The organism is Ammoniphilus soli, from assembly GCF_040813775.1.
Map to the genome: position 1 here is coordinate 1 of NZ_JBEGDL010000169.1, position 619 is coordinate 619.

The 619-nt window shown below is 56.7% G+C and carries 1 protein-coding gene; it reads left to right on the forward strand.

Annotated features, from left to right (window positions below; all coding sequences use genetic code 11):
* On the forward strand, positions 1 to 619 hold a 619-nt coding region (locus ABLT31_RS39155; protein WP_367761084.1), incomplete at both ends, for a hypothetical protein.

A 619-nucleotide genomic window follows, 5' to 3' on the forward strand; every position in this document is an offset into this window, starting at 1 on the left:
AGGGGGAAAAAGGAGGAAGGGAGGGAGGAAGGGGGAGGGGAAAAGGGGAAGAGAAAAGAGGGGGAGGAGAGGAGAGGAAAGAAAAAGGGAGGAGGGAGAGGGAGGGGGAGGAAAGAAAAGGAGGGGGAGAGGGAGAGGAAAAGGGGGAGAGGGAGAAGGGGAAAAGAGGGGGGGAAAGGAAGAAGAGGAGGGAAGAGGGGAGGGGAGGAGGGAAAGAAGGGAAAGAGGAAGGGAAAAGGAAAAGAGAGGGAGAAGAGGGGAAAAAAGAAAGAGGAGGAAAAAAGGGAGGAAGGAAGAAGAGGGAAGGGGAAGAGGAGGAAGGAGGAAGGGAGGGAAGAGGGGGGAAGGGAGAAAAAAAAAGGGAGGGGAGAGGGGAGGAAAGGGGGGGGGAAGGGGGGAGGGGGGGAGAAGAGAGGAGAGGAAAGGGAGGGGGGAGGGAGAGGAGGGAAAAGAAAAGGAAAAAGGAAGGGAGAGAAAAAAAAAAGGAGAGAAAGAGAGGGAAAGAAAGAGAGAAAGAGGAAGGAAGAGAAAAAAGGGAAGGAGGGGGGGGAGGAGAAGGGAGAGGGGGGGAGAGGGGGAGGAGGGAAGAGGAGGGGGGGGAGGGAGGAAGGGGGAGGGA